At 66.9% G+C, this 21,610-nt stretch carries 20 protein-coding genes; 10 read left to right on the forward strand and 10 right to left on the reverse strand.

All coding sequences use genetic code 11. From position 1 onward, the window contains the following. The first annotated feature begins 169 nt into the window (after positions 1 to 169). The 5 genes from BSF38_RS12775 to BSF38_RS12795 all read left to right on the forward strand — a co-directional run bounded on the left by BSF38_RS12775 (position 170) and on the right by BSF38_RS12795 (position 4,749). Positions 170 to 1,042: a hypothetical protein gene (locus BSF38_RS12775; RefSeq protein ID WP_076346142.1), complete on the forward strand. Its 873-nt coding sequence runs from the start codon at positions 170 to 172 to the stop codon at positions 1,040 to 1,042. Between the two features lie 284 nt (positions 1,043 to 1,326). Beyond that, positions 1,327 to 2,523, forward strand: a complete 1,197-nt coding sequence (gene metK, locus BSF38_RS12780; RefSeq protein ID WP_076346144.1) for a methionine adenosyltransferase — start codon at positions 1,327 to 1,329, stop codon at positions 2,521 to 2,523. Positions 2,524 to 2,641: 118 nt separating this feature from the next. After that, complete coding sequence (gene galK, locus BSF38_RS12785) at positions 2,642 to 3,871, forward strand: galactokinase (RefSeq protein ID WP_076346146.1); 1,230 nt, start codon at positions 2,642 to 2,644, stop codon at positions 3,869 to 3,871. A 22-nt stretch (positions 3,872 to 3,893) separates the two neighbouring features. Then, positions 3,894 to 4,325 (forward strand): DUF2784 domain-containing protein, encoded by a 432-nt coding sequence (locus BSF38_RS12790; RefSeq protein WP_076346148.1) that lies wholly within the window; start codon positions 3,894 to 3,896, stop codon positions 4,323 to 4,325. Continuing rightward, positions 4,318 to 4,749, forward strand: a complete 432-nt coding sequence (locus BSF38_RS12795) for a DUF488 domain-containing protein (RefSeq protein ID WP_076346150.1) — start codon at positions 4,318 to 4,320, stop codon at positions 4,747 to 4,749. Before BSF38_RS12790 ends, BSF38_RS12795 begins: the two co-directional genes overlap by 8 nt. Positions 4,750 to 4,773: 24 nt before the next feature. Here the strand turns inward: BSF38_RS12795 and BSF38_RS12800 are convergent, their stop codons facing one another. Further along, the gene (locus BSF38_RS12800; protein ID WP_076346152.1) at positions 4,774 to 5,310 is read right to left on the reverse strand and encodes a molybdopterin-dependent oxidoreductase; all 537 of its coding nucleotides are present in this window, start codon (positions 5,308 to 5,310) and stop codon (positions 4,774 to 4,776) included. A 41-nt stretch (positions 5,311 to 5,351) separates the two neighbouring features. Beyond that, complete coding sequence (gene phoU, locus BSF38_RS12805) at positions 5,352 to 6,080, reverse strand: phosphate signaling complex protein PhoU (RefSeq protein WP_168189369.1); 729 nt, start codon at positions 6,078 to 6,080, stop codon at positions 5,352 to 5,354. Positions 6,081 to 6,586: 506 nt separating this feature from the next. Here phoU and BSF38_RS12810 point away from each other — a divergent pair. The 3 genes from BSF38_RS12810 to BSF38_RS12815 all read left to right on the forward strand — a co-directional run bounded on the left by BSF38_RS12810 (position 6,587) and on the right by BSF38_RS12815 (position 7,815). After that, positions 6,587 to 6,985: a BlaI/MecI/CopY family transcriptional regulator gene (locus BSF38_RS12810; RefSeq protein WP_076346156.1), complete on the forward strand. Its 399-nt coding sequence runs from the start codon at positions 6,587 to 6,589 to the stop codon at positions 6,983 to 6,985. Further along, a complete protein-coding gene (locus tag BSF38_RS32360) occupies positions 6,978 to 7,112 on the forward strand; it encodes a hypothetical protein (RefSeq protein WP_257787844.1) in 135 nt (44 codons plus the stop codon). The genes BSF38_RS12810 and BSF38_RS32360 overlap by 8 nt, the downstream gene beginning before the upstream one ends. Before the next feature lie 79 nt (positions 7,113 to 7,191). After that, positions 7,192 to 7,815 carry a hypothetical protein gene (locus tag BSF38_RS12815; RefSeq protein WP_145952102.1) on the forward strand — a complete coding sequence of 208 codons (624 nt, stop codon included), beginning with the start codon at positions 7,192 to 7,194 and terminating at the stop codon, positions 7,813 to 7,815. Here the strand turns inward: BSF38_RS12815 and BSF38_RS12820 are convergent, their stop codons facing one another. The 3 genes from BSF38_RS12820 to BSF38_RS12830 form a co-directional block, all read right to left on the reverse strand. Further along, complete coding sequence (locus tag BSF38_RS12820) at positions 7,816 to 9,129, reverse strand: FHA domain-containing serine/threonine-protein kinase (protein WP_076346160.1); 1,314 nt, start codon at positions 9,127 to 9,129, stop codon at positions 7,816 to 7,818. 489 nt (positions 9,130 to 9,618) lie between these two features. Continuing rightward, positions 9,619 to 11,349 (reverse strand): hypothetical protein, encoded by a 1,731-nt coding sequence (locus tag BSF38_RS12825; protein ID WP_076346162.1) that lies wholly within the window; start codon positions 11,347 to 11,349, stop codon positions 9,619 to 9,621. 219 nt (positions 11,350 to 11,568) lie between these two features. Then, positions 11,569 to 12,999, reverse strand: coding sequence for a hypothetical protein (locus BSF38_RS12830; protein ID WP_237170863.1), 1,431 nt, complete (start codon positions 12,997 to 12,999; stop codon positions 11,569 to 11,571). A gap of 783 nt (positions 13,000 to 13,782) precedes the next feature. On the opposite strand from BSF38_RS12830, the gene BSF38_RS12835 reads away from it, so the two are divergent. Both BSF38_RS12835 and BSF38_RS12840 read left to right on the forward strand, forming a co-directional pair. Next, on the forward strand, positions 13,783 to 15,462 hold the full coding sequence (locus BSF38_RS12835) for a sigma-70 family RNA polymerase sigma factor (protein ID WP_076346164.1): 1,680 nt from the start codon (positions 13,783 to 13,785) through the stop codon (positions 15,460 to 15,462). 243 nt (positions 15,463 to 15,705) lie between these two features. Beyond that, positions 15,706 to 15,999, forward strand: coding sequence for a hypothetical protein (locus BSF38_RS12840; RefSeq protein WP_145952103.1), 294 nt, complete (start codon positions 15,706 to 15,708; stop codon positions 15,997 to 15,999). 796 nt (positions 16,000 to 16,795) lie between these two features. Here the strand turns inward: BSF38_RS12840 and BSF38_RS12845 are convergent. The 5 genes from BSF38_RS12845 to BSF38_RS12865 form a co-directional block, all read right to left on the reverse strand. Beyond that, positions 16,796 to 17,182 (reverse strand): hypothetical protein, encoded by a 387-nt coding sequence (locus BSF38_RS12845; protein ID WP_237170864.1) that lies wholly within the window; start codon positions 17,180 to 17,182, stop codon positions 16,796 to 16,798. 18 nt (positions 17,183 to 17,200) lie between these two features. Beyond that, on the reverse strand, positions 17,201 to 17,671 hold the full coding sequence (locus BSF38_RS12850; RefSeq protein WP_076346170.1) for a phenylacetaldoxime dehydratase family protein: 471 nt from the start codon (positions 17,669 to 17,671) through the stop codon (positions 17,201 to 17,203). Between the two features lie 2 nt (positions 17,672 to 17,673). Then, the gene (locus BSF38_RS12855) at positions 17,674 to 18,480 is read right to left on the reverse strand and encodes an inositol monophosphatase family protein (RefSeq protein WP_076346172.1); all 807 of its coding nucleotides are present in this window, start codon (positions 18,478 to 18,480) and stop codon (positions 17,674 to 17,676) included. Between the two features lie 72 nt (positions 18,481 to 18,552). Further along, positions 18,553 to 20,109, reverse strand: coding sequence for a hypothetical protein (locus tag BSF38_RS12860; RefSeq protein ID WP_076346174.1), 1,557 nt, complete (start codon positions 20,107 to 20,109; stop codon positions 18,553 to 18,555). Positions 20,110 to 20,225: 116 nt separating this feature from the next. Beyond that, positions 20,226 to 21,482: a S8 family peptidase gene (locus BSF38_RS12865; protein ID WP_076346176.1), complete on the reverse strand. Its 1,257-nt coding sequence runs from the start codon at positions 21,480 to 21,482 to the stop codon at positions 20,226 to 20,228. Positions 21,483 to 21,610 lie beyond the last annotated feature (128 nt).

The following is a 21,610-nucleotide window of genomic DNA, read 5'->3' on the forward strand; positions in this document are numbered from 1 at the left end:
CCCGCGCCCGTCCTCGTGGTGGAAACCCCGGATATTATGCCAGGACCGCCGCGCGCATGACACAGCCGTCCGGCCGGTCCGCTCGGCGAGTCGATTGGCGAACGACCCGGGAGCGTGCTACGATTGGATCTCTCGGTAGGGTTGTCGTCGTCGCGGAGATCGACCGGCCATGTCCAGCACGCCGCCGCGTTATCGCCTGGTGATCTTCGACGCGATCGACGATCCGAAAGAGCTGCGCGACCTGATCAGCAACGCCACTGGCGCGCATCCGACCGACGCCGTGCAGTGGCTCGCCAAGGCGCCGGGCGTCTGGCCCAAGGAACTCGACGAAGCGGCGATCCGAACGCTGCTCGACGGTCTCTACGAGTTCGGGGTCGCCGCCGAAGCCTGGCGGATCGACCAGTTCCCCGACCTGAGCCCTCCCCGGACGATCCATCGCGCGGCGTGCCTCGACGACGGCCTGCGGATCGAAGGTCTCCGCGGCGAGCCCACCCACTGGGTCCCCTGGGACCGGGTCGAAATGATCTGCGCCGGTTGCGTGGCGGCCGACGCCGGCCGCGCGCGGGGGACGCCGTTCTGGCCCTCGACCGTCGTCTCCGGCCTCCGGGCCATCGCCCTGCGAAAGCCCCGGCCGTTCGCCGTCGGCGGCCGTTCCCAGCGGACCCCGCGCGACCCGGTCGGCGAGGTCCTGGTCGTCCGCCGCGACCCCCGGATCGTCTTCCGGTTCGTCGAGAACCAGATGAACTACGCCTACCTCGGCGACCGGCTGAAGGAGTCGGCGGCCGACAACTTCCCGATCTTCCTCGCCGACCTCTGCGCGCGATCGGCCCAGGCCTTTCTGACCGACTCGACGCGCGCGCTGCTCGAACGTCGCGAGTGTGGCGAGAACGACTTCCCCAGCTCGCAGGCGATCCTCGAACACGCAACCTTGCAATTGCTCTGGAGCTGGTACCGCCGCGACCGGGATTCGCGGAACCGGTCGCTGCTCGAAGACCCGACCGACCCCGACGTCGCCACGGACGTCGACGCCGAATCGCCCTAAGAACCGGCCGATCCCAACCCTCGAAGGTCGGCCCCGGCCGCCGGGCGCTTGACATCGAAGGGCGCATCGATCTGCTTTTCAAAATCGCGACGTGCTGATACACTCGTAACCCGGCGCCGCCTCGACCCGCGCGCACGACCTCTCGACCGGCCCGCCGGCGAGATTCGGCCCGGTGCGCCATCGCGGAGCATTCGGCAAGGATCCGGCTACAACGGGGGCATCGTCGGCGTTCTCGCCGGCGCCGGAAAGCACCCTTCGATCCGCATGGTAGGAGACAATCGACCGTGTCACAGCACGACCGTTACCTGTTCACGAGCGAATCCGTGTCGATGGGCCATCCCGACAAGATGGCGGATCAGATCTCGGACAGCATCCTCGACGCGATCCTCGAGCAAGACCCCTACGGCCGCGTGGCCTGCGAGACGCTGCTGACCACCGGCCTGGTCTGCCTTGCGGGCGAGATCACCACCAAGGCGATGATCGACTATCCCTCGATCGTCCGCCAGGTGGTTCGCGACATCGGCTTCACCTCGAGCGACATGGGGTTCGACGGCACGACCTGCGCGGTCATGGTGGCTCTGGGCAAGCAGTCGCCCGACATCGCCCAGGGGGTCGACGAGAACAGCGACAAGGGCAAGGACATCGGCGCCGGCGACCAGGGGATGATGTTCGGCTTCGCCTGCAATGAGACGCCCGAGCTCATGCCGCTGCCGATCGCGCTGGCCCACCGGATCATCAACAAGATCACCGAGGTCCGCCAGAACGGCCAGATTCCTTGGCTGCGTCCCGACGCCAAGAGCCAGGTGACGATCGAGTACGACGGCTTCACGCCGGTCCGCGTCAACACCGTGGTCGTCTCGACCCAGCACTCCCCCGACGTCTCCCACGAAGAGCTGTGCCGGCGAATCCGCAAAGAGGTGATCGACCCGGTCATCCCGGCGCACCTGGTCAGCGGCGACATCGTCTGCCACATCAACCCGACCGGCAAGTTCGTGATCGGCGGTCCGCACGGCGACGCGGGCGTGACGGGGCGGAAGATCATCGTCGACACCTACGGCGGCATGGGCCGTCACGGCGGCGGCGCCTTCAGCGGCAAGGACGCCACCAAGGTCGACCGCTCGGCCGCCTACATGGCGCGCTACGTGGCCAAGAACGTCGTCGCCGCCGGCCTGGCCGAACGTTGCGAGATTCAGCTCGCCTATGCGATCGGCGTGTCCGAACCGGTGAGCATCCACGTCGACACGTTCGGCACCGGCCAGCTTCCCGACGCGGCGATCGCCGAGATCGTCCGCAAGGGCTTCCCGCTGACCCCCGCCGGCATCATCAGGCACCTCGACCTGCGCCGGCCGATCTTCCGCAAGACGGCCAGCGGCGGCCACTTCGGCCGCTCCGAGCCGGAATTCACCTGGGAAAAGACCGACCGCGCGACCCTGCTCCGCGACGCGGCCAACCAGATCGCCCGCACGGCGACCCTGGTCTGATTCGATTCCGCGAGCCTGTTCCCAGCGGGCGGGGGCGATCGTCCCCGCCCGCCGGCACGACGGCCTCTCCCACCTCCCACGTCGACGCTCTCAGGATCCAGACCAGGAATCCCCGAAGATGACGCCCGCAGAACTGGAAGCCGTCGCCGTGAAGGTGTTCGCGGAGCGGTACGGCTCGCAGCCTTCGGTCGCCTCGTGCGCGCCGGGCCGCGTCGAGCTGCTCGGCAACCATACCGACTACAACGGCGGCCTCGTCATGGCCGCGGCCATCGACCGCTACACCACCGCCGTCGGCCTCGCCCAGCCGACCCGCGACGGCCAGGTCTACGCCGTCGATTTCGACGGCTCGCACCAGTTCCCGCTCGCCGACATCACCCGGGGCGAAGTCGGGACCTGGCCGAACTACGTCAAGGGGGTGGTCTGGGCGATCCAGGAAGCCCTCGACTCCGAACTGACCAGCGGCTTCGAGGTCGCCATCGCCGGCGACGTGCCGCTGGGCGCGGGGCTTTCCAGCTCGGCGAGCTTGCAGGCCGCTATCGCCTTCTTTCTGCTTCAAGCCGGCGTCGCGCCCGGCCGCACCATCGATCAATACGTCGGCGACGACTCCGACCCGGCCCGGATGGACCTGGCGATGGTCCTCAGACGCTCCGAGAACGCCTTCGTGGGGGTCTCGTCCGGTCTGCTCGACCAGTTTTCGAGCCTGTTCGGCAAGGCCGACCACGCGCTCTTCCTCGATTGCCAGTCGCTCGAATTCGACCGTCTGCCGCTGGGCGATCCCGGCCCGGCGATCATCGTCTGCGACTCCAAGACCTCGCGGCGGCTGGCCGACGGCATGTACAACCGGCGGTTCGCCGAGTGCCAGACGATCGTGTCCTACTTCCGCGACCGCGACGGCGGCGACGCCGTCAGCCTGCTCCGCGACGTCAGCCTGGCCGACCTCGAACGGTGCTGGGACGATCTCGACCCGATCGCCCGCAAGCGGGCGCGGCACGTCCTGACCGAGAACGAGCGGGTCCGCCAGGGAGTTTCCGCCCTCAAGGCCGGCGACCTCGTCGGCTTCGGCCGGCTGATTTCAGCCTCGCACGCCTCCAGCCGCGACGACTTCGAGAACAGCTCCCCCGCGCTCGACGCTCTGGTCGAAGCCGCCGAGTCGGCCCCCGGCTTCCTCGGCGGCAAGCTCTCGGGAGCGGGCTGGGCCGGCTGCACGGTGAACCTCGTCGAAGCCGACAAGGCCGAGGCGTTCGCCGAGGCCGTCGCCGCCGGCTACTCGAAGCGACAGGGCGTCACGCCCGACGTCCACATCTGCCGCGCCGCCGAAGGCGCGTCGAGCCGGAGCCTTGCCCGCTGAAATAGGTCCGAGGACTGTCGCCATGAACCCGCTTATCATGCTGGCCGACCTGATCGTGGTGATTCACTTCGCCCTGATGGCGTTCATCGTCTTTGGCCTCCTGGTCGTCTTGCTGGGGGTCGTCTTCCGCTGGGCGTGGGTGCGAAACATCTGGTTTCGGGCGATCCACCTGTTCGTGATTCTGGTCATCGTCGGCGAGGCGCTCGCGGGGGTTCGCTGTCCGCTGACGGTCTGGGAGCACGACCTCCGCGTCCGGGCCGGGCAGACGACCTTCGAAGGCGACTTCATCGCGCACTGGGTCCACCGGCTGATGTTCTTCCGGGCCGAGCCCTGGGTCTTCACCGTCGCCTACATCACGTTCGGCCTCGTCGTGCTGGCGACGTTCCTCCTCGCGCCGCCACGCTTCAAGCGCGACGCGAAACCGACCGTCGCGCCGGAACCGGCCGATGCCTGAGCGGCGGGAATTCTTCACCATCGGCTACGGCGGCCGGCCGCCGGAGGAGTTCGTCGGGCTGCTGTCGGCTCACGGCGTGAAGACGGTCGCCGACGTCCGTATCCGGCCCGAGCGGGCCAGCATGGGGGCGTACACGAAGGCCAGGACGCCCGATAAGGGGATCGAGAAGCTGCTGGGCGATCGGGGGATCGGCTACCGGTCGATCCTCGAACTCGGCAACGTGTTCCTCGACCGGGGCGACTGGCCGGTGATCTACCACGACCTGATGGAGCGCGCGGGCGACCTGCTCGTGGCGCGGCTCGTCGATCTGCCGGGACCGTTCTGCTTGCTCTGCGCCGAGAAGCGCGTGGCCGACTGCCACCGGCGAATCATCGCCGATTACCTGGTCGCACACCGGGGCTGGGCGGTCGAGCACATCGAGTGACGACCGAGACCGCACGGGGGCGGCTCAGTCCTTGCCGATCCGCAAGCCGACGACTTGCCGAACCCATCGCGAGTGCCGCTTCTCGCCGGGCACGATGATCTGGTACGGCCCCTCGCGGGCGGTCAGCGGTTGGCCGTCGCGACGGTCGGCCAGCAGGATCGTCCGGTCGGTGTACGCCGGGTCGAGTTCGGGCAGGGCGAAGAGGGCCTGATAGCCGTCGGCGGCCTCGACGATCAGGTACAGCGAGACCGCCTTGCCGCGGAGATCCTTGCCGGCCGGAAGCACGGCTTTCTGGAGCACGTCGTGGAGCGCGACGCCTTCATACCGCGACTCGCGATTGTCGTGCGCCCGGGCCGTGACGGTCTGCCGCTTCAGGCCGGCGAGATCGGCGGCGGACAGTTCGAGCGGCTTGGCGACCTCGCCGTGAACCCGCAGCGCGACCGTCGGCTTCGCGTCCTTGGCCGGCGTCGGCGCCTGCCCGAAGGCCGCCCGGCCCGCGCCCGTCGCGACGACGCCGATCGCCAGGGCCAGAACGAGTCGACTGGAACGGGAACGGTTCATGATCGTCACTCGCGAGGAAGAGGGAAGCGGCGACGGACGGGTCAGCCCGCAGGCGGAGTCGGCTTGCCGCTGTGGCGGATGATCGATCCTTCTTCGAGGAAGACGACCGTCTCGGCGATGCCCGTGGCGTGGTCGGCGATCCGTTCCAGGTTGCGCGCGGAGTTGAGCAGCAGGAGCCAGCCGTCGAGCTGCTCGGCGTCGCGGGCCAGCTCGTCTTTGATCTGGCGGCGGAGCCGGCGGTAGAACTGGTCGATCGGCTTGTCGCCGGCGATGATCGCGCGGGCCAGCACAGCGTCGCGGGTGGCGAGCGCCTCATGAGTGGCCTTCACCTGGGCCAGGACGTCGCGAGCCAGGGTCTTGAGATCCTCGGGCACGACGATGGTGCTGAACCGCCGGCTGAGCTTCCGCACCCGGCGGGCGACCCGCAAGGCGAGGTCGGCGATCCGCTCCCAGTCGCGATTGACCTTGAGGATCGTCGCCATCCGCCGCAGGTCGGACGCCACCGGCTCGAACAGGGCCAGGATGCGCAGGCACTCCTGCTCGATCTGGACCTCCCGGCGGTCCGACTCCTCTTCCTCTTCCTTCACCTCGGCGATGAGTTCGAGCCGCCCGTCGCAGACCGCCTGAACGCACTTTTCCAGCGAGCTGACGACCGAACTTCCCATGTTCAACAGATCCGCCCACACGGCGTCTTGCTCTCGGAGCGCATGACGGGGAGCGCCCGGCGGCCTCGTGGCGGAACGCTCATCCTGAGGCTGGCTCGGCGCCATGGATCGGTCTCCTTGACCTGGGTGGTCCATTCGGGTCGCGGCGATCTCGCATCGCGTCGCTTGATTGACTTCCGAACCATTGTTTTCCCGCCGGAGCGGGGATTCAAGTCCGAATCAAACCCCGACGCCTCGGCAAGTGTTTTTCCCCTCGACCGAACGACCGCTTGACAACGCCTCGGCCCGCGTTACTATGCACCGAAGTACTACCACATATAGTACGACGCATGTCAGGACGACGACCAGACACTTATTCCATTCCGGACGCACTCGCTGGCGCTTCGGGCTCGTTTCGGAAGCCGCCCGCGGGATCATCGGGGAGCGAAATACAAGCCCGAAGCGCCAGCGAGTGTATTCCCCGTCAGCATGCCGAGTCAGCAAACGCAAAACAATGCACTCGCTGGCGCTTCGGGCTTGTATTTCGAAGGTCGCCCGCGTCACTTCTCGACACCGCATTTTCATGAAGTCGGGTGTCCTCAGGCGTCATGTGTGGGAGGAGGAGACCGGCGATGGCCCGTGAATCGATCGACGATCTGGGCGAGCTTCAAAAGGCGGTGATGGAATCCGTCTGGGAGCTGGGCGAGGGGACGGTGCAGCAGGTGCGCGACCGGCTCGACCGCGAGCCGCAGCCGGCTTACACGACGGTCCTCTCGGTGATGCAGAAGCTGGAGAAGGCCGGCTGGCTGAGCCACCGGCCAGAGGGGAGGAGCTACGTCTACCTCCCCACCAGGAGCCGCGACGAGGCCGGCTCGTCGACGCTCCGCACGTTCATCGACCGCGCCTTTCGGGGCGATCCCATGCTCCTGTTTCAGCGCCTGCTCGACGACAAGCAGTTGAGCGAACACGACCTGTCGGAAATCAAGCGGATGATCGACCAGAAGCGGCGAAAGGAGGGACGTCATGTTTGAGTATCTTCGACCGGCGGATTCCCTGTCGTTGACTATCGCCTGGCAGTCGTCGATGTTTCTGGCCCTCGGCCTGGCGGCGGTCGTCGCCTGCCGCCTCGACGACTCGGTCTCCCGGGCCTCCCCGTGATTCATGCCCAGGGGTTCACCACGATCGACGTTCCCGAGAACGGGGAGCCAAAGCCGGTGAGGTCGCGTTGCGAAAGGGAGTGCGCCTCATAGCCCTCGTGGTCGCGCCCGACGGTCGGCCCGTCGACGTCGTCACGGCCGCCTATGCGGGAATCAACGCCGCCCTGCGCGACACCTGCGACCAGGGCTACGAGTTCGCCGACGGCGAGTTCGAGATTCCCGATGCTGATCCCGAGCGAACGTATCGCGTCTTCTTCGTCGCGCCCGACAAACACCTCGGCGGGGTCGCCAATCTGAAGTACGACCCCGCCGACAACCCGCGCGTCGTCCGCCTCCAGCCGACGGGCGTCATTCGCGGCCGGATCGGCTCGCCGGCTGACGCGCCCACGGAGAAGGCGAATCTCATGGTGAAGCTGCTCCTCAGCCCGGAGCGGAAGGATTACACGCGCGACGACCTGATGGACGAGAGCAGCAACATGCAGTCTTACGCCGCTATCCTGGGCCGTCACTACTTCGACCACCAGGGCCAGCCCAACGAGCGTGGGGAGTTCCAACTCGACGCCATGATCCCAGGCGTAGGCTACTACGTCATGGCCTGGAAAGACGTTCGAAGGTTCTCCGAGCTGGTCTGGGACCTGAAGCCCGGCGAGGTCCGCGACCTGGGTGCCGTCAAGGTGAGCGAGCCAGCCCGACGAGACCGTTGATCAGCAGAACGGCTTGAGCGCCCGCCGCATCGAGCTGGCGTCCGGGTAGCGCTCGCTCGGCTCGCGGGTGAGGCACTTGGAGATGACCGTGGCGAGGCCCACCGGGATGTCGGGGCGGCGGGAGCGGACCGGAACGGGTTCTTCTTCGAGAAGCATGCGGATCAGGTCGCCGCCGCCGGCGGGCTCGTCGTAGATGTACTGGCAGGTGAGCAAGTAATAGAGCGTCGCGGCCGTCGCATAGAGGTCGGCCAGGGGGGTGACGGTCTTGAAGTCGCGCATCTGCTCGGGGGGCATGAACGGAACGGTGCCGCGCATCTCTCCGGAGAACGTGAGGCCCGAGAGACCGACGCCTCGAAAGCTCTTGGCCAGCCCGAAGTCGGAGATCTTCGCCGTCATGCCTTCGGGGTTGTGCGCGATCAAGACGTTCTCGGGCTTGATGTCGCGGTGGACGAAGCCGAGGCGGTGGGCCTGATCCAGCCCCTTGAGGATCTGGCAGGTCAGGCGGCAGGCTTGCTCGGTCGGATAGCCGTTCGGGGTCGACTTGGCCAGCGCCTCGAGGTTGTCGCCGGCGACGAACTCCATCGCGAACCAGAACTGGCCGCGGGTCATCCCCTGCTCGTACCACTCGACGATGTTGGGGTGACGAAGCTGGCTGATGACCGACATCTCGCGGAGGAAGCGGTCGATGGCCGCCTGGGTGGTCGCGGTCTCGGGCACGATCAGCTTGAGCGCCACGAGCTTGCCGGTCGTGTTGTGCCGGGCCTGGTAAACCACGCCCATGGCCCCCTTGCCCAGCTCGCGGAGGGTCGTGTAATGCGGCACCGGCTGCGGCAAGACCGCCGCCTCGGATCGGCAGGACGAACACCACCACTCGATCTTGTCCAGCGAACCGGTCTGAGCCGGCCCCGCCACGGTGATGTTCAAGGGGGCGTTCGTGCCGCAGCCCGTACAGCGGATCTGGCCGTGGGTCGCCAGCTCGCTGTTCGAAGACGCCGGAGGCTCGCCGCTGGCGGGGGGGGCGTGCTCGACCCGAACCCGAAAGATGCTCTGCCCGGCGGCGATCACGTCGCCCGAGATCAACCGCGCCCGGTCCGTCCGCGCGTTGTTCACGAAGGTGCCGTTGGTGCTCTCCAGGTCGCGCAGCTCGCACTGGGGCGGATTGACCTCGATCATGAAATGATCGCGCGACAACGCCATGTCCTCGATCGGACAATGAACGAAACGAGAGCGGCCCACGATGAACGTGTCGTGCCGGTCGAAGATGAACGACCTTCCCGCTCGTGGACCCTGAAGCACCTCCAAGATCACTCGCATGGCTGCTTTCCGTGAATCATGAACGCCTTCCTCCTTCACGAAACGCCTCCGACCCGACCCGCGCTCTGTATACGGAAAACCTGGAGCCGCATGACGCAAGATTCGCTTCTGTTCGCGTTTCAGCGCAATGCTCGCCGTTGACGCCGTCGTTTCGGCCTCTTCGGCGCAACCATGCGTGCGTCGACAACGCAAGGGCTCAACGTGGTTCGGGGCGAAGTCCCCCTCGTTCCCGTGAGCTTCCCACGTTAATAGTATGTACGAGTCAGGGTAGAAACGGCTTGATCCGTCATTTTCTCAACCTGATCACGCAATCATTGACGCTTGACACGTCCTGGCGGCCGACCACAGAGCGACTTTCGACCCACGCCTCCCAGCAAGCAACCATGCACTGACGAGCACCGCGAGCCGGAGCCTTCCCATCGCCCGAACCCGTTGCGACGTCAAGGGTTAAGAACAGCAACCTCGGCGTGGGTCGCGTCGCCCCAAGCCTCAGCGCGGGGGAGCCTGCGAACCGGCGGGGATGGGAACGGCGGCTGGCTCGGCGGCGACGGCGGCGGGGCCCTCCGAGGGGCCCAGGAGGAACTTCTGGATCGTGGTCTCGACCTGAGCGCGGAATTGCAAGTGCGGGTCCTGGGTCGTCGTCGCCATCACGATGAGCGTCTCGTTGCGGGCGAACTGGACGACGTAATAGTCGAGGTAGACCCGCCCGGCCTTACCGCCCGGATCGTCGGCGTCCTCGGGCTTGAGGGCGGCCTCGATCCGGTAGACCTTGAGGTTGAGCTGCGCCCACACGGGCTCCTTGAGCCAGCCGGAGGGGCCCAGGATGACGTTCTGCCCCTGGGCCTTCCACTGGTCCATGAGAGCCTTCTTCTGCTCCATGGGATCGGTGGCGAGGCGGTCGTGGGCGGGGTCGTCAGTCTTGGGGACGAGATTGAGCTGAACCAAGTCATAGCCGTTCGGCCTGGATCCCAGGAGGTCGACGCCTCCTCCGGCATAGGACTGGTTCACCTGAAGCTCCTGGGGATGGGCGACGTGGAAGGCGCCCTCGGGGTCGTCGTAGGTCACCCAGGTGTACGCCGGCTCGTCGGCCGGCGCGTCGGGGACGGCCAGCGGCAGACCGCCTGTGTCGCCCGCGGGGACTCGGCGAGCCACGACCAGCTCGCGTGTGGTGGTCTGCTTCAGGCGGCCCTCGCCTTCGCCCGTGGAGACCGAGCGCACTTCGGTCAGGCGGATCTCGCTGATATAGCCGCGCGCTTCGACGATCCCCTCGCGAGGCTTGCGCGCGGGGGTGCCGGAGGAAGCCGTCTCAGGTGTCGCGGCGGGCGCCGGGGCGGGGGTGACGGGCGAGAACAAGAAATGGACGCGGGCGTTGAACGCGATCGGCCCTTCGGTTGCGACGACCTGTCCCTTGAGGCTGACGACGGCCGTCATGCTGGTCGCTCCGGGCGCCGCGCCGCGGACCTCGACGAGCTCGCCTTCAACTTTGTAATCCGGGTCGTCGATCAGGGGCTCGCTGATCAACAGCGACGTCATCGCCCGCGGGACATCCCAGATGTCGCCGACCCGTCGAGGCTGCATCGGCAGGTACATGGCGAGCAGCGGCAGGAACGGGTTCCTGGTGATCCGATCGAACTCGAACTGACGGAACCGCCGGCCCTCGCTCAGGTTGAAGACCCGGACGGGCTTGCCGGGCGCGAGCCGGTAGAGGATGGAGAGATCTTCAAGCAGTCCAGGCTTCTGGTACTGACGGTTGGAGAGCGTCGTGGTGAACTGGCTCTTGTCGTAGCGGCGGACGACCTCGCTCGCGGTCTTCTTCGGGCTCAGCTTCCCCACTCGCTCAGTGTAAATCGTATGGAGGCTGGTCTCGACCCGCTCGGGCGCGCCTTGAGGCCTCTCTCGCATCATCTTGACCTTCTCGCGGCTGCCCACCTGGTACTGGGTGAGCAACTCGGGATGGGTCGGATCGAGGACGTCGCTGTACTGCTCGACGAACTTGTAGCGGAGGCTGATCGGCTGGGTCTCGCCCAGGTTTGAATCGGCGTCCCGCGCCGGGTCGGCGGCCGTGGCGGGATCGGCCGCCGGGGACTGCGCCCGAGCCAGGCCGCAGAGGCTGGAGGCGGCCAGAACGACCGCGACCGCGACCGCCCGCGACTCGTGACGAGCGCCGAAGAGGAGAATCTGGCGGCTTCGCCCCCACGCTCGGATTCGGAACTCACCCATGGCGCACCTTCAATGGAACATGGCTTGGCGGAATCGGGCGCCGACCAGCTCCCGAGCGACGGATTCGCCCCCCAAAGACGCCCCCCATTCCTTGAGCATAGTTTCCAGGCCCGGTCAGGGGGAGTCCCCGCGTCGGCTTTTTTTGGTGGAAGCCGATGCGCGCGGTCGTTTCTGAGGATCACGCAAACCACGCTGAGGCTTGCCGATCCGACGACCGACTCAGTGCTTCACGGGGAGCGGAGGATCATTCCACTGGAGCGAGCCGACGAGCGCGACGTCGTCCTCGGCGAAGTCCTTGGCGTCGCTCTCGGCGAGCGTGAACGTCGCCAGGAGCTGCTCCCCGCGCGGGCTGGCGATCAAATAGTAATACCAGAGGAGGCCGAGGTCCCCCTCGCGGCCCTGGACCCCGAGCTTGTAGCGAAACCCGCCGTCGGGCTCCCCTTCGACCTCGCCGGCGCCCAGAAACTGGACGAAGCGATCCTTCATCGCCCGGCGGACGTCGGCCCGAAACTCCTCGACGTCCTGATGCTTGCCCTTGCCCGCCGGCGGCCCGTTCGAGAAATTGCACTGCGCGGTGATGCGGTCCTTCTGGAACCGCTTGAGGACGACCAGCTTGGGATCGTCCCAGTAGGTGTGCCAGGTCCGGTCGTGCAGCAGGTTGTACCGGCCGTCGAAGGCGATGAGCTGGAGCAGCTTGCGCGCGGGGGTCAGGTCGAGCGAGGTCCCGTCGAGGGCGGCGTCGGACAGCTCGGCGGGCGTCGCGGTTTCGCGGCGGGCGATCGTCAGCGTGCTCTTGAGGTCGAGCCCCGCCTCGATCGGGCCCGGCTGTCGGCTCTCGTTCCGCGTCAGCTCCACCCGGTCGATCAGGGCGGACCTGCGATCGAACGTCGCGAAGCCCTCGCACGTCAACGTCCCCGGCCCCCCCAGGACCATCCCCTGGATTTCGCCGGTGATCTCGATCCACACGTGGTCGGCCGTGATCGACTCGACGACGGCCTCGACCTTCGACGATTTGATCGCGTCGTAACCCGAGATCGCCGCCAGAGCCGACTTCCGGACCGGCCACTTCGCCCCCTTGGCCACCGGCCCCTCGGGGAGCAGGTCGCCGAGACTGAGCGGATCGCCCAGGCCCTGCACCAGCTCAAGCTCGGCCCTCGTCAGCGATCCCGACGGGCTGACGACCGTCACCGTCCCCTCGGGATCGTCGCGTGCCGCGATCAACAGCGACAACTCCTTGCGCAGCTCCAGGGCCGTCGGCCGGATCTCGCCGTTGATCGCCGAGGCCGCCTGGCTCACGAGCCGGACCGCCCGCGACGACCTCGCGCCGCCGGCTTCGGCCGCCTTCGGCGTCGCGAGCAGCCGTTCACGGAAGATCAGCCGCGTCTGGATGTCGATGTCCAGCGGCTTGGGCATCTTGGCTTCGTCCGTCATGGCGTCGGGAGGGAGCCCCGGCCGGAACAGACCGCCCGCCTTCAGCTCGATGCGAACCACGGTGGCCCGATCCGTCGCCGACGACTCCTTGAGCACCACCGTCGCATCGTCGGCGGCCGCCGCTCCCCCCAACACGCCGAGGCCGACCATCACCCTGCCCCAGACCGCCCCGACGCCCCCGCGCCGGTTGGCCTCCGTGCGCATCGCGGTATCCATCATCCATCCTCCTCCTGATCCACGCTCTCGACCCGGTCGGCTCCTGCGCGGCCATTATCCTCGGCACGCGCAAGCTGTCAATTTAGCAGCGGCCGCCTCATAACTGGACAGCGAGCGGTCCGCCGACCCCAGAGGTTGTTTTTTCTCCCCGCCGCAAGCACGCTCGCAACGCCCTTCGATCCAACTTCGGGATTTTGAGGCCCCAGACCGTCCAGTTCACCCGTCAAACCGAGTAGGAACGGGGGAATCGACTTTTTCGATGGGGATCGACCGAACAAACCGCCGACTTCAAACGTCTGTTTAAAACGAGCGTTCGACGCAAACGGTGAAGCCTGAGCGTCGGCGACCGCTTCCGGAACCGGACCAAACCGACTGGTACATGATTTGCTGATATTGCTGAATCCGGTGGAGAAGCGGGACGTACCGGGAACCTTTGGGGGTCGACGAGGCTCTGTGTAGAAAAGGAAAAGGGGTGTGACTCGGGAGAATCCTCGATCTCTTTTGCTCGACGGACGTAAAGCAGGGAGGTCCGATTTTTCGAATCGGCGGGATTTTCCGGGCCTCGGCGGAATTCGACGGCATACTTCTTAAATATGTGGGTGGTCGTCGACGAATGCTTGAGTCAAGAGCCGGCGAGAACCGATTTCCGTTGATCTCGCGCCCTGGTCTTAATTTCATCGTCGTGGCGAGAGCTTGGAATTCGACTTATAGGGAATTGGGTAGGTAGGGGCGTGCGCGAAGTCATCTTGAATCCAGGGCAGGTGGGTCGCGTCGAGGAGGTGGAGCATGGGTAAAGCGTATTGCCACCCCGCGATGAAGCAGCTCAAGGATCAGCAGACGCGCTACGCTCCCAAAGAGCGGCGGCTCGAGCAGGTGGAAAAGGCCGAGCAGTTGCTGAGCGAGATCGATCAGGCGAAGCGATACCCGTACGACTACGTCTGTTTCCGGATCACGGGCTTCCGGCCCGACGCCTGGTCGGCCTTGATGCTCGAGGGCCACGAGGTTCAGCGCGACTTGCGGTTGTTCGTCGAGGACCTGTCGGCGACCGTCCGGCAACCCGTCGAGCAGGCGACCGAGCCGGTGCTGACGGTCGGCGAAGTGAGCAAGAAATACAACGTCTCCACGCGGACGGTGACGCGGTGGCGGCGGCAGGGCCTGGTAGCTCGTCGGTTCGTGATCGACGGGCGGGCCAAAGTCGGTTTTCTGGAATCCAGCCTGGAACGGTTTGTGGCCGATCATCGCGGCCAGGTGGAACGAGGCTCGAAGTTTCGACAACTGACCGACGCGGAGCGCGATGAAATCATCCGCCGCGCCCGTCGCATGTCGCAATTTCGGCCGGGCGAGGTGGGCCTGGTCGAGATCGCGCGGAGGATTGCTCGTAAGATGGCACGCTCAACCGAAACCGTGAGACTGACGCTCAAGTCGTACGATCGCGAGCACCCGGACCGGGCGATCTTCGGCCCCTCCACGACTCCACTGGACGACGACGCCAAGGCTCAGATTTATCTCCGCCACAAGATGGGGGTCTCGGCCGAAGTTCTCGCGACCCAGTACCACCGCACCCGGACGAGCATCTACCGACTGATCAACGAGGTTCGCGCCACGCGGCTCCTCGAAACCAAGCTCGAGTTCATCGACAACGAGAGTTTCGGCCTGACCTCGTCCCGGAAGACGATCCTGGCGCCCTTGCCCGCTCCCGCCGACGGCAAGCCCCCGCGCCGGCCCCGGGCCCCCAAGGGTTTGCCCCCGTACCTGGCGAGCCTCTACGAGGTCCCGCTGCTCGACCGCGAGCAGGAAGCTCACCTGTTCCGCCAGATGAATTATCTCAAGCATCAGGCCGTCGCCCTCCGCGAGAAGATCGACCCCGCTAAGGTCAAAACGACCGATCTCGACCGGATCGAGGAGTTGCAGGAACAGGCCCTGGCGGTCAAGAACCAGATCATCCGGTCGAACCTGCGGCTGGTGGTCTCGATCGCCAAGCGGCACGTCGGCCCGTCGAACAACTTCTTCGAGCTGGTCTCCGACGGCAACATGAGCTTGATCCGCGCGGTCGAGAAGTTCGACTACGCTCGCGGCAACAAGTTCAGCACGTACGCGTCATGGGCGATCATGAAGAACTACGCCCGGACGATCCCCGAGGAGAACTACCGCCGGGATCGGTTCGTCACCGGCCACGAAGAGATGTTCGAGGCCGCCGCCGACAACCGGATGGACGAGCACGAATACGAGAGCGCCCTCAAGCGGATGCAAGAGGCCATCAAGGGGATGCTCGACCGCCTCGACGACCGCGAGCGGTTGATCATCACCAGCCGGTTCGGCCTCGGCGGCGCCGCCGAACGGACCCTCGAACAGCTCGGCCGCGAGCTGGGCATCACCAAGGAGCGCGTCCGCCAGATCGAATCGCGCGGCGTCGACAAGCTTCGCAAGATCGCCGGCGAACAGAAGCTCGACCTGCCTATGCTTTGAGCCGGCCCGGTCGACCATCCCCCCGAAAACAACCGAGGCCCGGCGTCGATCGCGAGATTGGCGCCGGGCCTCGGTTGTTTAAGAACTCTCCCATGGGCCAGCAACCCCGGCGACCGGCGATACAACATTAGTAGGGTGAGCACTGCCAACCATCCGAAAGGGTTACGCCGTCATGGGTTGGAACGGCGGGCGATGCCCACCCTACAAAACTGTGGTCGGCCCAGCCCCAAGGAGATGGACGAAATGCCCTCGCCTCCCCTACAACTCGACGGTTCGAACGTTCTCTTCTGGACGGAGAGTCGCCTGGGTCGGTTTCACACGATTCCGTATGGTGCCGACCCGGCCGACATTGGCGTGATCTCCGTGGCGGCGATGGCCATCTGCCGCTATCCGGACGTAGGACCATACTACCTGTTTAAGTGCGACCGGAACTGGGAAGTAGTCTCCGATTGGGACGCCGAGAGCATAGAGAAAGCCCAAGAAATTGCATCCAGACACGCGATCGACGAGGTGATCGAGTGGTATGCCGCCGTCTGACGACACTCCTCAAAACGAGTCTGGCGGACTACTAGGGCCTGTCCACGAACAACGACCTATTTTGGACGTGTCGCGATGATCTTTCCCACCAGACCTCGCGGACGGGCCAGGAACCCGTAACGCTGTAGGGGCGTCCCTTGGGGGTGCCCTCAGCGCAAGGCAGGCACACAGATCGTGGGTCGCCGTGGCCGCCGACGCGGACCGGGCACCCCCAAGGGACGCCCCTACATCCGTTCGTGGACCCCCGCGAACGAGAAAGCCACGATCCAACACCGCGATCCGGTAGTAGACTTATCGTGGAGGACTCCCCAAGTCGTCCGGCGTCTTTGGCAACTCGGCTGTTTAATGAAATGGGGAAAGGCCATCCGCAACGTGCCGACGGTTCGCAAAAAACGCGCGAAGGAACCCAATCCGTCGGAACCGACGGCGGGACGGTCGCTCGGCGGATCGACGGCCGGGACAGGAGACGAGCGAACCCAAACAGGAAGCTTTTCGGCCGAAGGAAGCCAGTCGCGACGATAACCCTAAAGCCTGTATAGCAAAGGACTTGATCGGACTGGCCGAAAGCAGGGCGAGCTACGAACGAACCCAATCGCCGCGGCACGCCAGGAGGGCCGCGACGGGGCTTCCAGGCCGTCGAGAGGCGCTGCGGAGCAGTGGGCCTCCGGGACTTTCGGCGCGAACGAAGCCAATGGCGGAGGAGATTCGGCCTTGAAGATTGGGCCGTTCCCCTCCGTGTCCTCCAATTCCTCCGTGGTGAGTCGTCGCGAGGTCCAATCGGAGCCAGGGCCGCGCGTCACCGCCGGAGCATGGCGATTTCTTTTTCGCGGCGGAGGTTGCGCAGGGTGGGCTCGTCCCAGTCGATGGCTTCGGCTTCGAGGAAGGCGGCGGCGGTCGCCTTAAGGTCGTCGGCGACGGCGACGCCCAGCTCAACGTGACGGACGACGATCCCGGCGTAGCCCAGGCGGTCGAGGTCGTCCCAGAGTTCGCGGTTCGAGCCGGCTTCTTCCTCGAACAAGTCCATCGCGGCGGCGAGGGTCTCGGGGCTGGCCAGTTGCTTCTGGACCTGGTCGAACGACAGCGGGTTGCCGTCGTCCATCAGGTCGTCGTAGACGTCGCCGTGGACCCGCTCGAAGCCCCGGTCGAGGGCGTCGTGGGCGTCGTCGTTCTCGTAACTCTTCACTCCCCAACATCCGGTCATTCAGCGCCTCATCATTCCCAGCCGGCCGCGGGCCGTCGTCGACGGCCCGACCGGTTCGCCAAGCTTTCCGAACCGGGCCAATCCGGCCGGCTCGCAGTCGAGATAAATTGATTCCAGGTTCGCCGCCGGAACCAGGAAGACTTCGTGGTAGACGCCCAGGTCCTGCTTCCGCCTCATCCGGTCGACGGCCGCCCGCCACCATTCCGAGTGCGGAGGCCGGTGCGACCAGGCGTCAAGGGCGTCGAAGCTTCTCCAGTATTGCAGGACGCCGAAATGGCCGCGAGCGATCGTGAACGATTCCGAGCCCAGCAGCCCCGCGCCTTCGGCGACGGCCCGGTCGGCGTCGCGCGCGATCGCGGCGCGCAGCGTCCGGGCATGGAACCAGCCGGAGAGGCCGCGGACCTGGAACCCCATGCGGACGAGGCAAAGCTCGGCGTTGCCGTCGGGCAAGCTGGCGACCACCCGGCGCATGGTCAGGACCGCTCCGTCGCGGCGGGGTAGAGGCGGGCCTTGCTCAGGATCGCCTCCAGCCGTCTCGGCGGTGCGACGAACGTCGGGGTGGCGACCGGCGTGCGGCGGACCATCTCGGCCGGGTCGAGCCGTTCGCCCGCGAGCGTGCCGAACACGCAGCCGGCCTCGCTGGAGATCACGACCCCGGCGGCGACGTCGTGCGTCTGCTCGCCCAGGAACACGCACGCCTGAAGCCGGTTGGCGGCTACGAACACCTGCTCGCAGCAAGCGCTTCCCAGATCGCGAAGCCGGCCCTTGATCGAACGCGGGTCGACCGTGCGCATGGCGTTCGTGCCCAGGCAGACGTTGTCCTGAGTGTGGAAGACCTCGGCGTCGCGGGCATGCAGGCGTTCGCCGTCGCGCCAGGCGCCATGGCCCTTGACGGCCCAGAACAGCTCGCCGAGCGGGGGGATCGCGATCACGCCGAGGACGGGCACGCCGTCTTCGATCAGGCCAATGCTGACGGCCCAGAGGGGCAGGCCGTGGACGAGGTTGCCGGTGCCGTCGATGGGGTCGATCGACCAGCGCCGGCGGCCCTCGCCCCCGGACGCGGCGAATTCCTCGCCGGTAAGCCGATCATCGGGGTAGGCCTCTCCCAGCCGCTTCCGGATCAACTGTTCGAGGTCCTTGTCGAGGTCGGTCACGTAGCTGTGGTTGGCCTTCTCCTCGGGCTTGACCAGCTTCGCTCGCCGCATCGCCACGGCCGCCGCCTCGATCGCCAGGGCCTTGACCAGTTCAAGTTCGCCTTCGTATCGCGTCTTGTCCGTCATTGCGAAATCGTCCCGCCGTCGTCTTGTTGTTCATCTCCCATCATCTTCGGATTCGGGGCGTGGGCCGACAAGTCACAAATCCCAGACCCGCTCGCCCCCCAGGAAACAGGAGACGATGCCATCCTCGCTCACCTTGAGAACCGGGCCGTACCGGCTGGCGACGATCGCGGCGGTGGTGCGCGCTCCTTCCGCCGTCGCCTGGATGCTGCTGTGCGCGTCGTGGCGGAGGATCGCGCCAAAGGCCAGCAGCCGCCCGTCGCCGTCGGTCACGAGCGCGCCGTCGAGCGAGGCGAGGGCCTCGACCACCGAGGCGTCGAGCGACAGCAGCGAGCGGTTTCCGGCGAGGTAACGGATCGACCCCTTGGTCAATGCCTCGACCACCGGCTCGCCGGCCGTCGCCGCGTCGCTCCACGGGTCGACCACCTGGAGAGCCGTCGGTCCCGGCTCCGGGTCCGGCTCGGGTTCCCCCCCAGCCTCCGTCTCGAAGTCGAGGACGTCCTGCGGGGCCAGCAGCCGGCCGATCGCCTGCGACGAGTCGTCGACGACGACCAGCAGGCCCCCCTGCCGCTCTTCTGCCAGGTCGAGGGCCGCCTGGAAGAGGATGCGGGCGAGGCGAGGGTTCGAGAGGGCCGCTTGCCAGACGGCGAACTTCGACTCGGGGTCGAGCACCCGCCAGCGGCCGTGGGCGAAAACGAACGCCTGCATGCCGTCGGCGAAGACCTTGATCTCCTGGTTCGGGCTCAAGACCAGGCAGACGTCGCCCCCTCCACGCGTCGCCCGAGCGTGCGCCGAATACGACCGGGCGCAGGGGACGTCGCGCGCCGGCGTCTCGTCGGCCAGTGCTTGATCGTCGCGGCCCGCCCAGCGGCGGATGTCGACGACGTCGGCCAGCTTGCCGTCGCGGTCGACGAGGAAGAGGGTGCGGCGGCCGTCGCAAAGCCGGTGCAGGCTCTTGAGGCTCGTCAGCTCGACGCCGAAGTCGAGCGCCTCGGGGGGCGCCGGACGGCGGTCCTCGCCTTCTCCCCGGTCGCCGACCAAGCCGAGAATCAGCGCGCCGGTGGTCACGCGGCGGTTCTCGTAGGTCGAGAGGGCCATGGTGCGAAGGGTCAGGATCGCCTCGGCGATCCGGCTCGTGGCCGAGGCCGCCGGGGCGTAGGCCGACGGCTCCAGGCAGGCCGCAACGTAGTGGTCTTCCGGCATACCCCGGCGCAACTGGAGGATCGACATCCGCGACCGGCGGAAGAGGATCTGGAAGTTCAGTTCCAGCACCGCGGCGACCGCCCGGATCAACCGACGGTCCTGCGCGCCCAGGCCCAGCGGACGCTCCGGGACCAGCCGATGCCACGTCCCGAACAGCGAGACCCAGACCGCCGTCGTCCGATCTCCGTCCTCGTCGGCCATCTCAAATCCGAGTCCGTCGCCGGGATTCGACCGACCGGACGCGACCGTCAGCCGGCCCGCGCCGGGCGCGGGAACCGGCTCGATCCGACAGCCGGGATAGAACGAATGGACGTCGCGGAGGAACGCGCCGACGAAAACGCGCACGAACGTGCGGGGATCGCGGAACGTCCCGAAGCCGGGCTCGTCGCCGCCCGAAGACGACGACGGAGGGTGGATCGAGAGTGACATCGCCGGCTCCTCCCTGAGCGTTCCCGAAGCACGCCGCCTCCCCTTCCCAGGGTCCGGGATGGTACATCGAAGCGAGAGAACAGGAAAGGGCGATCGCATGAATTATTAAATTTCATTCATGCCGAAGCCGAAACCCGAACCCCTCCCCGCCAGGCGGGCCTTGCCTGGCGAGCACCGGCACGCTCCGGCCGTGCGACGAGCGCCGTCGAACGGGCCGGGAGGAACGCGGCGGCCTGGCTCTGCGCGCGGCGGCCGGGAGTGCGAGGGATGGCGGCGGATCGCGTGGCGATCTTGTGGGTCGTTAGAGGGAGGCTGACGTACTGGTCGCCGTGGGGCCCCGAGCCTGAGACGCCGACCGCCTGCGCGGCGTCGACGATCCCGCCGGTCACCGTCTTGCCCGTGAGGCCGGGCAGAGGCTTGACCGTCGCGAGCACCTGCTGGACCAGTTGCTCGGCCGACCAGTCGGGATGGAGGCCGACAAGGAGCGAGACGACCCCTGTCACGTACGGGGCGGCCATCGAGGTTCCCGAGAGCAGCCCGTAGGTGCGCGGCGGGTACGTGCTGTAGATGGTCACGCCGGGGGCGGCGAGGTCGACCGAATGGAGCCCGTAGTTGGAGAACGAGGCGAGGTTGCCGGCGGGGTCGACCGCCGCGACCACCAGGACGTTGGGCAGATGGTACGCGGCCGGGTAGATCGGCACGACGTCGGAGTTCACTCCGTCATTGCCGGCGGCCGTGACGAAAACCACCCCCTTCTGATCGGCGTAGGCGATTGCATTGTACAGGTCGTCGTCGGGCAAGTCGGAGCCCCAGCTCGCGTTGATCACCCGCGCCCCGTTGTCGACCGCGAACCGGATCGCCGCGACGGCGTTCTCCAGAGTGCCCGAGCCGTCGGCGGCGAGCGTCCTCAGCGGCATGATCCGCGCGTTCCAGTCGAGGCCGACGACCCCCTTGCGATTGTCGGCCGCGGCGGCGATGACGCCCGCGACGTGCGTGCCGTGGCCGAACTGGTCCTGAACGTTGCCGTTGTTGTTGACGAAGTTCCAGCCGTAGACGATCTTGCCGCGCCGCGAGGCCGCCGGATTGACCCAGAGCCGGCCGACGAGGTCGGGGTTGCGCAGGTCGACGCCCGAGTCGATGACCGCCACGATGGTCGAGGGGCTGCCGGTCGTCACCGTCCAGGCTTCGGGGGCGTCGACGTCGATGTCGGAAGGGCTGTTGAGCCCCCACTGCTGGTTGAACTGGGGATCGTTCGGATAGGTCGGCCCGACCACGGGCAGATTGCTCACGCTCAGGAGCAGCCGGCCGTCGAGGCTCTCAACCTGGAGGTCGGCCCGGCGCGCGGCGCGGCGAGATGCGATGGATCGGGCCATGTCCGGGGTGTCTCGTCGATGGTGCGGAATTCGAGGACGCGGGCGAGCCGGGAGCGCGACGATCGAGCGACGTCGGCGACGTGGACGCCCGCTTGCACGGCCTCACGGCAGCGAATTCTACACCATGG

Origin of the sequence: Paludisphaera borealis (genome assembly GCF_001956985.1) — a bacterium.
Lineage (GTDB): Bacteria > Planctomycetota > Planctomycetia > Isosphaerales > Isosphaeraceae > Paludisphaera > Paludisphaera borealis.

Bases quoted from the DNA above. Each gene is read 5' to 3' on its own strand.
- BSF38_RS12775 (WP_076346142.1), top strand. From the start codon at position 170: ATGTCCAGCACGCCGCCGCGTTATCGCCTGGTGATCTTCGACGCGATC.
- galK (WP_076346146.1), top strand. From the start codon at position 2,642: ATGACGCCCGCAGAACTGGAAGCCGTCGCCGTGAAGGTGTTCGCGGAG.
- BSF38_RS12790 (WP_076346148.1), top strand. From the start codon at position 3,894: ATGAACCCGCTTATCATGCTGGCCGACCTGATCGTGGTGATTCACTTC.
- BSF38_RS12795 (WP_076346150.1), top strand. From the start codon at position 4,318: ATGCCTGAGCGGCGGGAATTCTTCACCATCGGCTACGGCGGCCGGCCG.
- BSF38_RS12800 (WP_076346152.1), bottom strand. From the start codon at position 5,310: ATGAACCGTTCCCGTTCCAGTCGACTCGTTCTGGCCCTGGCGATCGGC.
- phoU (WP_168189369.1), bottom strand. From the start codon at position 6,080: ATGGCGCCGAGCCAGCCTCAGGATGAGCGTTCCGCCACGAGGCCGCCG.
- BSF38_RS12810 (WP_076346156.1), top strand. From the start codon at position 6,587: ATGGCCCGTGAATCGATCGACGATCTGGGCGAGCTTCAAAAGGCGGTG.
- BSF38_RS32360 (WP_257787844.1), top strand. From the start codon at position 6,978: ATGTTTGAGTATCTTCGACCGGCGGATTCCCTGTCGTTGACTATCGCC.
- BSF38_RS12820 (WP_076346160.1), bottom strand. From the start codon at position 9,129: ATGCGAGTGATCTTGGAGGTGCTTCAGGGTCCACGAGCGGGAAGGTCG.
- BSF38_RS12825 (WP_076346162.1), bottom strand. From the start codon at position 11,349: ATGGGTGAGTTCCGAATCCGAGCGTGGGGGCGAAGCCGCCAGATTCTC.
- BSF38_RS12830 (WP_237170863.1), bottom strand. From the start codon at position 12,999: ATGATGGATACCGCGATGCGCACGGAGGCCAACCGGCGCGGGGGCGTC.
- BSF38_RS12835 (WP_076346164.1), top strand. From the start codon at position 13,783: ATGGGTAAAGCGTATTGCCACCCCGCGATGAAGCAGCTCAAGGATCAG.
- BSF38_RS12840 (WP_145952103.1), top strand. From the start codon at position 15,706: ATGCCCTCGCCTCCCCTACAACTCGACGGTTCGAACGTTCTCTTCTGG.
- BSF38_RS12850 (WP_076346170.1), bottom strand. From the start codon at position 17,671: ATGCGCCGGGTGGTCGCCAGCTTGCCCGACGGCAACGCCGAGCTTTGC.
- BSF38_RS12855 (WP_076346172.1), bottom strand. From the start codon at position 18,480: ATGACGGACAAGACGCGATACGAAGGCGAACTTGAACTGGTCAAGGCC.
- BSF38_RS12860 (WP_076346174.1), bottom strand. From the start codon at position 20,109: ATGTCACTCTCGATCCACCCTCCGTCGTCGTCTTCGGGCGGCGACGAG.
- BSF38_RS12865 (WP_076346176.1), bottom strand. From the start codon at position 21,482: ATGGCCCGATCCATCGCATCTCGCCGCGCCGCGCGCCGGGCCGACCTC.